Consider the following 13,703-nt stretch of genomic DNA (forward strand, 5'->3'; position numbering starts at 1 on the left):
AAAAAAACGATCCTCACAGGATCGTTTTTCCTATTTAATATAACTGTTTTGTCTGCCAGTAATGGTTCTCATCAGGCTGGTCATTTTGAGCTCGATGACTGGTTGTGCAACAGTTTTAACAAATGTACTAGATAGGGTAAAGGTTAAGAGGACCGTAAGCAGCAATAGAATCAATACACTTGCCGTATTTAGAGCCCAATCATCAAACCAAGTCGTTCTTAAAAGCTTAATCACAAAGCCATGAAGTAAATAGACATAAAGCGTTCTTGTGCCCCATTTGGTAAAGAAGAACCGGCGTGTAGGGACTAATGCAAAGAAACTAAAGGTAGCAGCAAATGCAAGTAAATACCATACCATTCGTTTCATCGCTGCAATGAGTCCTTCATCTCCAAGAGAAGCGTAAGACTGTGACCCAAATAAAAAGGAATAATCGAATTCATAAAAATAGCAAAACATGAACACGGCCATCAGTACAAGAAGTGCAGTCAGTTTCCCTTTGCTTGTTCGGATAAATTCAAAGTGCTGCTTTTTTAAATAAAAGCCAGCTAAAAACATCGGCAAAAAGACAAACGTACGAGATAGGCTGAGCGTATCGCTAATGCTGTCCACGTAACCGACAAGTAACGCCATCGATAAACTAACGATCATTGCCCAGTGGAATGGCAGTTTTGAAAAAGGAATGAGTAGTAAGTTCCAAAAGAATAAACTGATTAAAAACCATAAAGACCACTGCGGATCAATCGGATTTAAGTTAGAGATGCTTTGATCCTGTAAGAAATAATAATACACAGAATAGATGACCTGAAAAATCAAATATGGGATGATCAGCTTAACTGCGACTTTTTTCATAAAACCTGGTTTTCTAAAACCTTTGGCAAAGAAGCCAGACACCAATATAAAAGCGGGCATATGGAATGTATAAATAAATTTATATAAGTAGAGTATCCAGTCATTATCATGTATGAATGACCGTAACAAATGACCAAAAACAACTAGAAAAATCAGAAGAAATTTTGCATTATCGAAATAACTGTCTCTCGTTGACGTCATAACATCACCTTTCCTGCTTCATTTCGAACATAAACGTTCTAAGTGCACTGTTCCCTCATTTGCCCCATTTTAAAATACAAATTGGCTCATTTCGCTATTTGATGTGAAATTGTAGAACGGTTGTAAAAGAAGCGTAAGAAAAGAGAATCGTTATACAATCGTGTCATCCAAATGAAACAAATGAAGCAAGCCTCGTGTAAAAAGTTCTCTTTTTTTATGAGTCGAATGAAGGAACAATGAAAATCTTGTAGAAATATTGTAGAGGAATGAGGCTGGAAAAGGAGTGTAAGAGAATGACTGAAACGCTCGATGGCGCGAAAAATATCAGAAAATTAGAAAAAGAGAACGAATATTTGCGAAATGAATTGATACAGCACAAAATGCTGTTAAATAAGACGTTAGATGCCATTTTTATATTTGATCAGCACCTCAACATTATTCAAGCCAATGAAGCGACATGTAGGCTTGTGCAAACACCGAAAGAAGACCTCCTCAATAAATCCGTTCTAGATTTCCTATACGGCATCCCGAAAAACAAAATTGACTGCTCACTTGAGATTTTTTTTCGAAAAGGAACGTTAAAAAGAGAGATCTCCATTCAACTTGAAAATGGAGAGACAAAATATATTGAATTTGTAGCAGAGCACGACGTGGTGAATCAACAATATATTGTCGTCATGCGTGATATTTCTTCAAAGAAAATATTAGAGCGAGAACGTTCGATGAATGAGCAGCTGTTTAAAGATTTATTTGATCGAGCGATTGACGGTATGGTCATATTTGATCAGGATGGTTGTATGATTGACGCCAATCACTCTTTTTGCCAGAGCTTTGAACTTCAAAAAACAGATTTAACAGACCGCTACTTAAATGAATTTGTTGAAGAAGAAAATCTTCCAGCGCTCCAGCAGCTCTTAACTTCATTGAAAGAAACAGGGAAAGCAAAGGGTGAACTTCCTGTTACCCTTCAATCTGGGCAGCACAAATTATTCGAACTGACCATCACATCCAATGTGATGAGTGGTTTTTACATGTCCATCATGCGTGATATTACAGAAAAAAGATTAATGGAAGAAAAGCTGCTAAAAAGTGAAGAACGTTTTAGAGAAATATTCGAAAATGCGATGGATGCCATCATCATTTGGGCGGATGATGGAGAAATTGTCAGGGCAAATGAATCTGCCTGCCGAATTTTCGAATTACCGATGCATCAGCTGATTGGCAAGAAACTCATGGATTTTCTAGTCAAATCTGATCGCAGATACCGGCCGACAAGAAGACGGTATATCAGGAATCTTGAAATCAGAGAAGAACTCCTCTTTAGAATGGCGAATGGCCAATTCAAAGAGCTTGAGTTCACCTCTAAGCATGCGGTATTAGAAGGGCAGCACTTAACCATATTACGGAATGTCAGTGACAGAAAGCGAATGGAAGAGGAGCTGCGAGAAAGTGAGCTCAAATTCCGTAAAGTATTTAATGGCTCTATGGATGGCATTGTTCTTTTCGATAATCAATACCGGATTATTGATGTGAATCCATCCGCAAGTGAACTGCTTGGCCTCAAAGATGATCACTTAACGGAAATGAACCTTTTTCATATCCTTGCGCCATATCAAATTGAAAATTTGGCGCAGCCAGCTCAGGCGATGTCATTAGATGAGATGGACAATGAAGTTCCATTTGTGCTGAACCATCCAGATCAACGTATTTTGGAGTTTTCTTTTAAACGAAATATTATTCATAACATGAATTTGGCCATCTTTAGAGATGTGACTGAGCGCAAGGAATTAGAGGAGCGGGTAAGAAAATCGGATACGCTTCATGTTGTCGGAGAGCTTGCCGCTGGAATTGCCCATGAAATTAGAAATCCAATGACGGCTTTAAAAGGCTTCATTCAGCTGCTCAAAGGAAATATTGAAGGGGAGTATTCGCTCTATTTTAATGTCATCACATCAGAGCTAAAAAGAATCGAATCCATCATTACAGAATTTCTGATTTTAGCAAAACCGCAGGCCATCATCTATGAAGAAAAAAATGTCGTGCAAATTGTCAAAGACACGATGGATCTTCTTCACGCACAGGCCAATCTTGGCAATGTGCAAATGCACTTAAATGTGCTGGATGATATTCCGCTCATCTACTGTGAACAAAATCAATTGAAGCAAGTCTTTATTAACATTTTGAAAAATGCGATTGAAGTAATGCCTCAGAAAGGAAATGTATACGTGAGCATTCAAAGGAAGGGGAAGGAGCACATTGTGATTTCTCTTCGTGATGAAGGCTGCGGCATGACAGAGGATAAACTAAAACGTCTCGGAGAACCATTTTATACAACAAAAGAAAGAGGCACTGGACTTGGGTTAATGGTTAGTTATAAAATTATTGAAGAGCATCAAGGAACCATTGAAGTAGAGAGTGAAGAAGGGGTTGGAACAGTGTTCCATCTCACGCTTCCACTCCGGCAGCAGAAACAAGAAGGGGAGCTTTAATGTGTATTATACAGTCTATACCGCACCAATCGGGGCATTATACATACTAGAGAAAGATGGTGCCATCATTGAAGTGAAGTTTGATGATGAATCGTTTTTGGTCAAAGAACAGAGAGACCATTTTAAACAAGAAGACACGCCTGTATTAAAAGAAGCGAAAAAACAGCTGGATGAATATTTTAAGGGCGATCGGAAAGTGTTCGATCTCCCGCTCAAGCAAGCAGGCTCTCCGTTTCAAGAGCAAGTGTGGGAGGCACTTTCTACTATTCCGTATGGTGAATCAAAAAGCTATGCTGATATTGCAGAAGCGATCGGCAATCCAAAGGCTGTCAGAGCCATTGGACAAGCTAATAGACGCAATGCATTGCCTATTTTTATCCCGTGTCACCGGGTCATTGGAAAAGACAGGACTCTGACTGGTTATGCAGGGACGAAGACAGGGATGAAAGCGATCCTGTTAGAATTAGAAGGCATCCCATTTGTTCAAAAATAAATGAATTGACCTGTTCCAAATGTTTAGTGAGCGACATATCCTTTTATTAAGCTAAAAAAGTTGGTCTAGGGAAAAAGGAGGCTGCTAACATGTTATGGGGCAAAAAAGATAAAATGTACGCCGTCACATCACTATGTGTCAAAATGAACGTGTTGACAGAAGAACAGAAAAAAGAAATATTAGCAAAAACGAACGAAACAAAAAAGCGCGGTGCTCTTAAATGATAAGAACCCCGCGCTTTTGTTTGATTAAAGTGACGCGCTTTCGGTGAATAGTGCATCAATCTCTTCTGTATAGTTGGAAGTGATAATGCCTTTTTCTGTAATGATCCCGGAAATGAGATGGTGAGGAGTGACATCAAAGGCAGGGTTAAATACCTGCACGTCAGGAGGCGCAATTTGGATGCCGTTTAATTCCTTTACTTCCTGCGGGTCGCGTTCTTCAATCGGAATATCTGATCCATCCTGAGTTGACACATCAAAGGTCGAAAGAGGCGCTGCCACAAAAAATGGAATTTGAAAGTGTTTAGCTAAAATAGCCAGACTTAACGTTCCAATTTTATTTGCTGTATCACCGTTTCTAGCGATTCGATCTGCACCAACAATCACGGCAGAAATTTGTTTTTCTTTCATCGTATGGGCTGCCATATTATCCGTGATAAGCGTCACATCTACACCGCCCTGCATCAATTCCCATGTCGTCAGACGAGCGCCTTGAAGGACAGGACGTGTTTCACATGCGTAAATGTGAAGATCGAGGTTTTTCTTTTTCGCTAAATAAAAGGGTGCAAGCGCTGTTCCGTACCGGCTTGTGGCAATGGAGCCTGCGTTGCAAATGGTCATAATTCGATCACCAGATTTAAAGAGCTGAAGAGCATTTTGACCGATTTGCCGACATGTTTCTTCATCTTCGATTTGAATTTGAATGGCTTCATGGACAAGATCAGTTTTGGCTGCATTCACCGAAGCAGCACGCTCAATGCGCTGATAAAGCCGGTCTAATGCCCAGGCAAGATTCACAGCGGTTGGACGAGCACTGTTTAAATATTCTTTCAGGCGAGCGACTTCTCGCTTAAAGAGATTAATGTCTTCTGTATCAATCTCTTGTGCACTGAGTGCGAGCCCAAAAGCCGCTGTAATGCCAATAGCAGGTGCTCCGCGTACTTTTAGCGTCACAATGGCATCATACACATCTTCTTTTGTATATAAATGCTCAAACACGGTTTCAGCGGGTAATTTTTGCTGATTCAAAATGTTGATACGGTTTTCTTCCCATTCGACGGAACGGGGAACTTCAAATTCTTTAGACAAAACTCGTCACTCCTTTACAGTTTGCTGGAATAATGCGACGAGGTCAGACGCTGTTTCCACTGCTTGATATTGTTTGATCAATGTTTTTCCTAGTGTAAGTGCTGCTTTTTTCTGCTGAAGCCTTCTAGAATGTGATGGAATCGCATCAAGATCAGCCGCATGCGCAAGACCGATGGTTCGGCGAACAAGCTCACAGCCAGCAAAGCCGGTGGCTTCTTTTAAAATACGGTCAAACGTTGTTTCTAAAAAGCTGTCCGATACACTAAACGCTTCAATACTGTCTTCTTTCCATGCTTTTGTGAACACTTCTTTGAATGTTGCCCACACATTGACGACATGATCAAAAAGGTGCTGCTGATCCTGCTCATTCTCATGAGATAAAGCATTGATGAACAGATTGGCAATAAAGTGACCGATATCGAATCCGAAAGGACCGTAAAAAGCGAACTCTGGATCAATGATTTTCGTTTCCGTTTCGTTTGCAAAAATACTGCCTGTATGAAGATCTCCATGTACCAGTGTTTCAGCAGAGGTTAAGAAGATCCGTTTCAATTCGGCTGCTTTTGCTTGCAGTTCAAGATCAGCCCATAGTGCTTGTGCCTCTTCTCTTAATTCCTCTTCGAAGTCATTCGTTTCGCTGTCAAAGAAAGGATCTGTGAAGACGAGTTTCTCTGTAATGTCACAAAGATCAGGGTTTGTAAACTGCTTCACGAATTGTTTTTTGATTTTAGGATTTGTGGCAAAGTCAGACGTGTAAAATAGTGTTTTGCCTAAAAATTCTCCGACATGATCTGATAAATACGGATAATGTTTTCCGGCAATTAGCCCTTTTCTGACGATTTCAAGGTGTGATAGATCCTCCATTGCCGTCACTGCAAGAGCTGTATCCGAATAATAGACGGTTGGTACGAGATGTGGTGCATACTCTGATTGCTTGATGAGTGCTGCACTTTCAATTCTTGCACGGTCTAATGTCAGCGGCCAGCTTTCTCCAACGACTTTTGCGTAAGGAAGGGCCTGCTTGATAATCAGTCCTTTTGCTTGTTTGTGATCATAAATATGAAAGACGTAATTTAAATTTCCGTCACCGATTTCAGTGCATGTTAAATGACTGCTCTCCTGAATCAATCCAAGTCTAATGGCAAGTGCAACTGCCGAACTTTCTGTTAATTCTTCATATGATGCCGTAAGTGTAACCAATTGCTTCCCCTCCAAATCATATAAAAAAGCCTCTTTCTCCTGAGAGAAAGAGGCTTGATGGCGTGTATGCTCGAAGCCTCTCTTATCTCTCAGCACATACGTCTGATGGAATTAGCACCGTGCCCTATAAGACAATTGTCTTGGCGCTGTACTTGCTGCGCCCCACTTCACAGTGGTATTAACGGTCGGTTGCTGTTGGGGTCAAAAGGCCAAATCCCTCGCCCAACTCTCGATAAGAGAAATCAATATGTAATTGTTTCATGTCTGCTTGCATTTCTTAATTCTAGATATTATCAGAGCTGCAGTTCACATGTCAATCTTTTTTCAAAATTGCTTTACAATTCATAAAACAATCCATTACAGTGATTGTATTGTCATGTAACTTGAATAGAAGGTGAAAAAATGGAATTCCAGCAATCGGATGTATTGAAACATTTACCGAAACAATTTTTTGCGTCGCTTGTACAAAAAGTACAGAAAAAAGTGCAGGAAGGGGCAGATGTGATTAATTTAGGTCAAGGAAATCCTGATCAGGCCACTCCTCCACATATTGTGAAAGCGATGCAGGAAGCGGTAGCAAAACCTGAAAATCATCAATACTCCTCATTCCGCGGGACAGCGAAACTAAAAAAAGCTGCAGCTGCTTTTTATGAAAGAGAATATGGTGTCACGCTTGACCCAAAGACAGAGATTGCCATCTTATTTGGAGGGAAAGCGGGACTAGTCGAATTGCCGCAATGTTTACTGAATCCAGGTGATACGCTGCTTGTTCCAGATCCGGGCTATCCTGATTACTGGTCAGGCGCTGTGCTTGCCGGAGCTCGCATGGTCACAATGCCTCTTCTTGAACAAAATGAATTTTTGCCTGACTACCACCAACTGTCTGAGGAAGATAAGAATCAAGCAAAATTGATGTACTTAAATTACCCAAATAATCCAACTGGTGCGACTGCAACCAGGACATTTTTTGAAGATACTGTTGCGTTTGCGAGTGAAAATAAGATGTGTGTTGTCCATGATTTTGCATATGGTGGCATAGGATTTGACGGCGAAAAGCCCCTCAGTTTCCTGCAAATAGACGGAGCAAAAGAGACAGGTATTGAAATCTATACATTGTCCAAAACGTATAATATGGCTGGCTGGAGAGTCGGTTTTGCAGCAGGGAATGCCTCTGTTATCGAAGCCATTGAGCTTTATCAGGATCATCTGTTTGTGTCACTGTTTAAAGCAACTCAAGATGCAGCAGCAGAAGCACTTTTAAGCGATCAAACGTGCGTACAAGTACAAAATGATCGGTACGAAAAAAGACGAAACACTTGGATTGCTGCATGCAAAGAGATTGGCTGGGACGTCAGTGCGCCAAAGGGCTCATTTTTTGCTTGGTTAAAGGTGCCTGAAGGGTATACATCGGAAACTTTTTCTGATGTATTATTAGAAAAAGCACATGTTGTTGTGGCACCGGGGAATGGCTTTGGTGCTCATGGTGAAGGCTACGTCAGAGTCGGGCTTTTAACAAGTGAGGAGCGGCTAAAGGAAGCCGCTGATCGTATCGCTGCCTTGCAGTTATTTGAAAAAAAGCCATTGACAACGTAAAAAAATGGTGCGATAATTCAGGCAATATTTAAGAAAATTGAATATTCTTATCAAGAGTAGGCAGAGGGACTAGCCCAATGAAGCCCGGCAACCGACTTCCATGAAGCACGGTGCTAATTCTTGCAGCAAGCGCTGAGAGATAAGATTCGGATGAATGAGACGAAACCTCTTTAACGCGCTGATCAAGCACTTAAAGAGGTTTTTTTATTGACCATATACAGGACGCAATCGAAAGGGGATTCCTAGTGAGTGAACTACTGGCAACATACGTACTAACACATCGAGAGGATGAACAAATAGACCGAAAAGCAGAGCAGATCGCACTTGGGTTAACGGTCGGGTCATGGACGGACTTGCCGCAGCTCAAAAAGGAGCAGCTGAAAAAACATAAAGGCCGTGTGGTGAGCGTAAAAGAACAGTCTCCCACAAATGGTGGTCTGTATCAATCAGAGGTGACCATTGCTTATCCTGAGGCGAACTTTTCAGCTGATATACCAGCGGTGTTGACGACGATTTTTGGAAAGCTTTCACTGGATGGGAAAGTAAAGCTCGTCGATATCGAATTTTCGGAAAGGTTTAAAAGCTGTCTGCCAGGACCGGTATTTGGCATTGAGGGGATACGAAAGAAAGTAGGCGTGTTTGATCGGCCGCTATTGATGAGTATATTTAAAGGCGTGATCGGCCGTGATATGGAGGATTTAAAAGAACAGCTCCGCTTACAGGCTTTAGGTGGAGTAGACTTCATCAAAGATGATGAGATTTTATTTGAAAGCCCATTAGCCCCTTTTGAAGATCGAATCAAGGAAGGAAAACAGATATTAAAAGAAACATATGAAGAGACAGGACATCGCACGCTTTATGCTGTTAATTTAACGGGTAGAACTTTTGATTTGAAAGATCGAGCAAGAAAGGCAGCCGAACTCGGGGCTGATGCGCTTTTATTCAATGTTTTTGCCTATGGACTTGATGTCATGCAAAGCTTGGCTGAAGATCCAGAGATCCGATTGCCGATCATGGCACATCCGGCAGTGAGCGGTGCAATGACATCCTCTCCAGACTATGGATTCTCGCATTCTCTTCTTTTAGGCAAATTAAATCGATATGCTGGCGCTGATTTAAGTCTTTTTCCCTCTCCTTATGGATCAGTCGCCCTTCCGAAAAAAGATGCCATTGGCATTTTCGAAGCATGTGTGAAAGAGGATACAGTTCAACAAACATTTCCTGTCCCTTCAGCAGGCATTCACCCGGGAATGGTGCCGATCTTAATCAAAGATTTTGGACTTGATCATGTCATTAATGCAGGCGGGGGAATTCACGGACATCCGCGGGGAGCAATTGGAGGAGGGAAAGCCTTTCGTTCGATCATTGATGCGGTGGTCAAAAAAGAGTCTATCGAAGAAAAAGCATCAACTTGTCAAGACTTACAAGCAGCACTTGATCTTTGGGGAAGGGTAGCAGAATAAATGAAAAAACCAATTGTATGTTGTGATTTTGATGGTACGATTACGAAAAATGATAATATCATTCGCATCATGAAGCAGTTTGCTCCAAAAGAATGGACGAAATGGAAGGATGGTGTTCTAGCAAAAGAGATCACGATCCAAGAAGGCGTCGGGCAGATGTTTCAGTTACTGACGAGTGATCAGAAAGAAGCCATTCGGTCATTTATTTTAGAGGATACAGAGATTCGTGAGGGATTTGAACAGTTTGTCGATGATGTCAAAAAAGCAGACATTCCTTTCTATGTACTCAGCGGCGGTATGGACTTTTTTGTCTATCCTATCCTTGAAGGGATTGTCGAACAAGAGAATATTTATTGTAACTATGCATCATTTAAAGAAGACCATATTCAAATTGAATGGCCGCATGCCTGTGATTCAGAATGCCAAAATGGCTGTGGCTGCTGCAAGCCTTCCATTATTCGAGAACTGACGCAGGAAGATGACTTTATTATCATGATTGGTGATTCAGTGACTGATATTGAGGCAGCGAAACATGCGGATCTCACGTTTGCGCGTGATTATTTACTGAACGAATGTAAAGAGCTAGGGCTCGTACATCAAGAGTATGAAACATTTGTTGATCTAAAAGCGCAATTTGATCAAATAAAGGAAGTGAAGGAATGGCAGACGAGAAGAGTAAACGCTGGAAGGAACTAGCAGACGTCAAACGTGAATTGGCACAAAGAGACTGGTTTTACGGAACGAGCGGCAATTTATCGATAAAAGTGTCGGATGATCCCATCACGTTTTTGGTGACGGCAAGCGGCAAAGATAAACGAAAAGAAACCGATGAAGATTTTGTTCTTGTTGATGCAGCAGGTCAGCCGGTTCATCCGAATCAGCCGCTCAGGCCATCAGCTGAAACACTGCTTCACACATACGTTTATGAGCGGACGAAAGCAGGATGTTGTCTTCACGTCCACACGATCGATAACAATGTCATTTCTGAGCTGTATGGCGATAAAGGAGAAATTCGTTTTAAAGGTAATGAAATCATTAAAGCGCTTGGTTATTGGGAAGAGGATGCAGAAGTTGCTGTTCCTATTATTGAAAACCCAGCTCATATTCCGCACCTTGCAGAGCAATTTGCAGTGCACCTGACGGACGATGCTGGTGCTGTACTCATTCGTAATCATGGCATCACCGTTTGGGGGAAAAGCGCATTTGAAGCCAAACGAGTCTTAGAGGCTTATGAATTTTTATTTACCTATCATTTGAAAGTAGCGCTTTATCAAAAGCAGCTTGTTAAATAAAAAGGAGGAAACACACATGGCGACCATTTACATTCATAATGAAGAGAACACGTTACTTGAGAACGAACAAGAGGTTCAGGCGTATTTAGAACAGCAAGGGGTCATTTATGAACATTGGGATATTGAAAAACTACCAAAACAGTTATCAGAAAAGTACGATTTAACAGATGATGAAAAGGAAGAAATTTTAACTGTGTTTCAAGAGGAAATAAAGAGTATTTCCGAGCGAAGAGGATACAAAGCGCAGGATGTGATTTCATTATCAAATGCGACTCCTAATCTGGATGAACTGCTTCAAAACTTTAAACGTGAGCATCATCATACGGATGATGAAGTCAGATTTATCGTGAGCGGTCATGGAATCTTTGCCATTCAAGGCAAAGACGGCGTCTTTTTTGATGTGAGACTGAATCCAGGTGATTTAATTTCTGTGCCCCCGAATATTCGTCACTACTTTACACTTCAAGAAGATCGTCAAGTCGTCGCAGTTCGCATATTTGTCACAACTGAGGGCTGGGTGCCAATTTACGAAGAAGAAACGGTTTAATAGTGGGAGCTGATCATTTCGCATGAGGCGGAAGATCAGCTTTTTTTTTAGGAAAATAGACATAAAATGAGAGAGAAAATAGTTGATTTTGGTCTTCTGCATAGGATAAAATTCTGTTTAATCAATGTGTCAGTCCTGTCCAATTTTGAAGTTTACCCCCAGAATTCATTGGGTAAAAGGTCTTTAGGCTGTAAAAAATTAAATAAAATAAGCATATTTAATTTAATTTACAAATAAAGTATAATTTTGGTGTCGGATCATTTAGAGCGTAGACAGACGAATTCATAGCGGGAGCTGAGATCATGAATATTTATGTACGGAAAGAACAGCTATTAATGTCAATTGATGAAAAGAGAAGACAAATGGTAGAAGCTGCTCAAGTAGAAGGCTATACAGGTGAGACGACAATTAAATATAGTCAAGAACTGGACAACCTGATGAATGAGTATCAGTATCTTCTTTTTCATGAACAACAATCTGTTGCTTCCTTTCATGATCTTGTATCACAAATGAGTCTCCTTTCTGTCAATCGTCCTTCTTATTGACATCAAAAAACCGGTCTTGCCATTAGCAAAACCGGATGAATGCTTCAGCTATTAGTGTGCAGAAGGGAGCATGATGATCACGGTTGTTCCTTTATTCACTTCGCTCTCGATATCGATTGTCCCCCCATACATCGAAATGATTCGTTTACACACAACAAGCCCAAGACCTGTTCCTTTTTCTTTCGACGTAATAAAAGGGAGGAAGATATGTTTCAGCATCTCTTCTGGTATACCTTCACCTGTATCTTTCACTTTTATGATGACCTGTTCTTTTTCAGCCTCAATGACAATCTTCAAATGACCGCCATTTGGCATCGCTTCTAACGAGTTTTTCGCTACATTCAATACCACTTGTTTAATGTGATCCTTCGTGCAATACACGCCAACATCTTGAATGGTATTGATTTGCAAATCAACCTCGACATTATAAAGATTCGCCTCAGAAAATACAATTGGCATGATCTCACTCACAATTTCTTTCACAGAATTATTTTGCCACTTTTCAGCCGTTGGTTTTCCTAGCACAAGAAACTCACTGACGATTTGGTTAATCCGTTTAATTTCTTCCTCGATGACAGAAAAATAAAGCTGATCCTCTTCTGAACGATACTTCTTTTGCAAAAGTTGAATAAACCCGCTAATGCCTGTTAATGGATTGCGAATTTCATGAGCTGTACTTGCCGCAAGTGTTCCAATGAGTTCAAGCTTTTGTGCTTCATTTTGGTGGCGTTCCTGCTGGGTTTGTCGTCTTAAAATGATATATTGGACGAGTGTGAATAAGATATTTAAGAGAATAAATGCACTGGATAAAGGAAACAGCATCACAGACAGTACTTCACTTGTTGTCGCACGCTGCGGAAAAACCTCCAGCTTCCAGCTGTTTTCATCTAAATATGTAGACACGGTGCTATCACTTTCAGATGCTGGCTGTGGACCACTTGTAAACACAACGTCTCCATTTTGATTCAGCATCTTAAAATGAAGCTCTGGGTTTAATACATTCATAATATTTCTTAAATAATCAATTTGAATCGCAGCGACTAGCACATCCGTGACTTCGTCGTTTTCATTCAAAACAGGGACACAAATGGAGAGAATCCGCTGCTTAGTAATGCGGCTTACATAGTTATCTGTGATGACGGTCTGTTTTGTAACTTGAATACGTTTAAAGTAATCTCTAAATGACAGGTTGATTTTTTCCTTTAATGGTGTGGTGCTGGCTGTGACATTTCCTTTTTGGTCTAGGAGATACAGGCCTGAAAAACGAGGTTCTTGTTTATAGATTTTCTCTAGGATGTTTTGTACTCTTTTCGTTTCAAGCGGCTGGTCAAATCCCATGGCAAGGGAAGTTAATCTTGCTTCTGTTTCACTGATTAAATAATTCATTTGGTTTTTGTGAATATTTAACATAAGTGTAGCGGTTTGTTTGTTTTTTACATCAATTTTCTCAGTTTCTTTTTCGTAGATAAAATAACTAATGATGAGGGTTGGAATCACGACCAAAATAAGGTAAAGCTTGATCTTCTTCCAAAACCCTTTCAGTATACTCATGATTCATCGCTCCAACGTATTACCTAATAGACTTATTATAGCATTGAACCTATCTTTATTACGATGACTTGTGAGATTTTTAAAAAATTAGGTGATTCGTTCTGGTCTCTTTTTCATGCTAAAAATGGTTCAACATGTTGACATTTTACTTATTGTTTATTAATGTCACA

The 13,703-nt window shown here is 40.5% G+C and carries 13 protein-coding genes and 2 riboswitches; of the genes, 9 read left to right on the forward strand and 4 right to left on the reverse strand.

Annotation, left to right across the window (positions count from 1 at the left end):
* Positions 1–30: 30 nt before the first annotated feature.
* Positions 31–1,050 carry an acyltransferase family protein gene (locus ACTJJD_RS04450; RefSeq protein WP_017367116.1) on the reverse strand — a complete coding sequence of 340 codons (1,020 nt, stop codon included), beginning with the start codon at positions 1,048–1,050 and terminating at the stop codon, positions 31–33.
* 293 nt (positions 1,051–1,343) lie between these two features.
* Between ACTJJD_RS04450 and ACTJJD_RS04455 the strand changes: the two genes are divergently transcribed.
* The 3 genes from ACTJJD_RS04455 to ACTJJD_RS04465 all read left to right on the forward strand — a co-directional run bounded on the left by ACTJJD_RS04455 (position 1,344) and on the right by ACTJJD_RS04465 (position 4,256).
* Positions 1,344–3,539, forward strand: coding sequence for a PAS domain S-box protein (locus tag ACTJJD_RS04455; RefSeq protein ID WP_440599996.1), 2,196 nt, complete (start codon positions 1,344–1,346; stop codon positions 3,537–3,539).
* 1 nt (position 3,540) lies between these two features.
* Positions 3,541–4,032 (forward strand): methylated-DNA--[protein]-cysteine S-methyltransferase, encoded by a 492-nt coding sequence (locus ACTJJD_RS04460; RefSeq protein WP_017359455.1) that lies wholly within the window; start codon positions 3,541–3,543, stop codon positions 4,030–4,032.
* Positions 4,033–4,121: 89 nt separating this feature from the next.
* Positions 4,122–4,256 carry a hypothetical protein gene (locus tag ACTJJD_RS04465; protein ID WP_017359454.1) on the forward strand — a complete coding sequence of 45 codons (135 nt, stop codon included), beginning with the start codon at positions 4,122–4,124 and terminating at the stop codon, positions 4,254–4,256.
* A 24-nt stretch (positions 4,257–4,280) separates the two neighbouring features.
* Here the strand turns inward: ACTJJD_RS04465 and mtnA are convergent, their stop codons facing one another.
* Together mtnA and mtnK are read right to left on the reverse strand one after the other, a co-directional pair.
* The gene (mtnA, locus tag ACTJJD_RS04470) at positions 4,281–5,342 is read right to left on the reverse strand and encodes an S-methyl-5-thioribose-1-phosphate isomerase (RefSeq protein ID WP_284565021.1); all 1,062 of its coding nucleotides are present in this window, start codon (positions 5,340–5,342) and stop codon (positions 4,281–4,283) included.
* A 6-nt stretch (positions 5,343–5,348) separates the two neighbouring features.
* Positions 5,349–6,542 carry an S-methyl-5-thioribose kinase gene (mtnK, locus tag ACTJJD_RS04475; protein ID WP_284565022.1) on the reverse strand — a complete coding sequence of 398 codons (1,194 nt, stop codon included), beginning with the start codon at positions 6,540–6,542 and terminating at the stop codon, positions 5,349–5,351.
* A gap of 80 nt (positions 6,543–6,622) precedes the next feature.
* Positions 6,623–6,780, reverse strand: a riboswitch (SAM riboswitch).
* Between the two features lie 164 nt (positions 6,781–6,944).
* Here mtnK and ACTJJD_RS04480 point away from each other — a divergent pair.
* The 6 genes from ACTJJD_RS04480 (at position 6,945) to ACTJJD_RS04505 (ending at position 11,982) form a co-directional block, all read left to right on the forward strand.
* Entirely contained in the window at positions 6,945–8,135 is a 1,191-nt protein-coding gene (locus ACTJJD_RS04480) for a pyridoxal phosphate-dependent aminotransferase (protein ID WP_440608142.1), read from the forward strand.
* Between the two features lie 44 nt (positions 8,136–8,179).
* A riboswitch (SAM riboswitch) is annotated at positions 8,180–8,281 on the forward strand.
* Positions 8,282–8,380: 99 nt separating this feature from the next.
* Positions 8,381–9,598: a 2,3-diketo-5-methylthiopentyl-1-phosphate enolase gene (gene mtnW / locus ACTJJD_RS04485; protein WP_144740349.1), complete on the forward strand. Its 1,218-nt coding sequence runs from the start codon at positions 8,381–8,383 to the stop codon at positions 9,596–9,598.
* Entirely contained in the window at positions 9,599–10,294 is a 696-nt protein-coding gene (locus ACTJJD_RS04490) for a 2-hydroxy-3-keto-5-methylthiopentenyl-1-phosphate phosphatase (RefSeq protein WP_135226812.1), read from the forward strand.
* Complete coding sequence (locus ACTJJD_RS04495) at positions 10,258–10,890, forward strand: methylthioribulose 1-phosphate dehydratase (protein WP_099496475.1); 633 nt, start codon at positions 10,258–10,260, stop codon at positions 10,888–10,890. Before ACTJJD_RS04490 ends, ACTJJD_RS04495 begins: the two co-directional genes overlap by 37 nt.
* A gap of 16 nt (positions 10,891–10,906) precedes the next feature.
* Positions 10,907–11,437: a 1,2-dihydroxy-3-keto-5-methylthiopentene dioxygenase gene (locus tag ACTJJD_RS04500; protein WP_019743068.1), complete on the forward strand. Its 531-nt coding sequence runs from the start codon at positions 10,907–10,909 to the stop codon at positions 11,435–11,437.
* Between the two features lie 302 nt (positions 11,438–11,739).
* Positions 11,740–11,982 (forward strand): aspartyl-phosphate phosphatase Spo0E family protein, encoded by a 243-nt coding sequence (locus ACTJJD_RS04505; RefSeq protein ID WP_008346101.1) that lies wholly within the window; start codon positions 11,740–11,742, stop codon positions 11,980–11,982.
* 51 nt (positions 11,983–12,033) lie between these two features.
* Here the strand turns inward: ACTJJD_RS04505 and ACTJJD_RS04510 are convergent, their stop codons facing one another.
* Positions 12,034–13,533 carry an ATP-binding protein gene (locus ACTJJD_RS04510; RefSeq protein WP_008346092.1) on the reverse strand — a complete coding sequence of 500 codons (1,500 nt, stop codon included), beginning with the start codon at positions 13,531–13,533 and terminating at the stop codon, positions 12,034–12,036.
* Positions 13,534–13,703: the final 170 nt, after the last annotated feature.

The sequence above is a fragment of the Bacillus sp. 22446 genome (genome assembly GCF_052044955.1).
Lineage (GTDB): Bacteria > Bacillota > Bacilli > Bacillales > Bacillaceae > Bacillus > Bacillus altitudinis.

Coding starts and splice junctions, on each gene's coding strand:
- ACTJJD_RS04450 (WP_017367116.1), bottom strand. CDS start 1,050: ATGACGTCAACGAGAGACAGTTATTTCGATAATGCAAAATTTCTTCTG.
- ACTJJD_RS04455 (WP_440599996.1), top strand. CDS start 1,344: ATGACTGAAACGCTCGATGGCGCGAAAAATATCAGAAAATTAGAAAAA.
- ACTJJD_RS04465 (WP_017359454.1), top strand. CDS start 4,122: ATGTTATGGGGCAAAAAAGATAAAATGTACGCCGTCACATCACTATGT.
- ACTJJD_RS04480 (WP_440608142.1), top strand. CDS start 6,945: ATGGAATTCCAGCAATCGGATGTATTGAAACATTTACCGAAACAATTT.
- ACTJJD_RS04490 (WP_135226812.1), top strand. CDS start 9,599: ATGAAAAAACCAATTGTATGTTGTGATTTTGATGGTACGATTACGAAA.
- ACTJJD_RS04495 (WP_099496475.1), top strand. CDS start 10,258: ATGGCAGACGAGAAGAGTAAACGCTGGAAGGAACTAGCAGACGTCAAA.
- ACTJJD_RS04500 (WP_019743068.1), top strand. CDS start 10,907: ATGGCGACCATTTACATTCATAATGAAGAGAACACGTTACTTGAGAAC.
- ACTJJD_RS04505 (WP_008346101.1), top strand. CDS start 11,740: ATGAATATTTATGTACGGAAAGAACAGCTATTAATGTCAATTGATGAA.
- ACTJJD_RS04510 (WP_008346092.1), bottom strand. CDS start 13,533: ATGAGTATACTGAAAGGGTTTTGGAAGAAGATCAAGCTTTACCTTATT.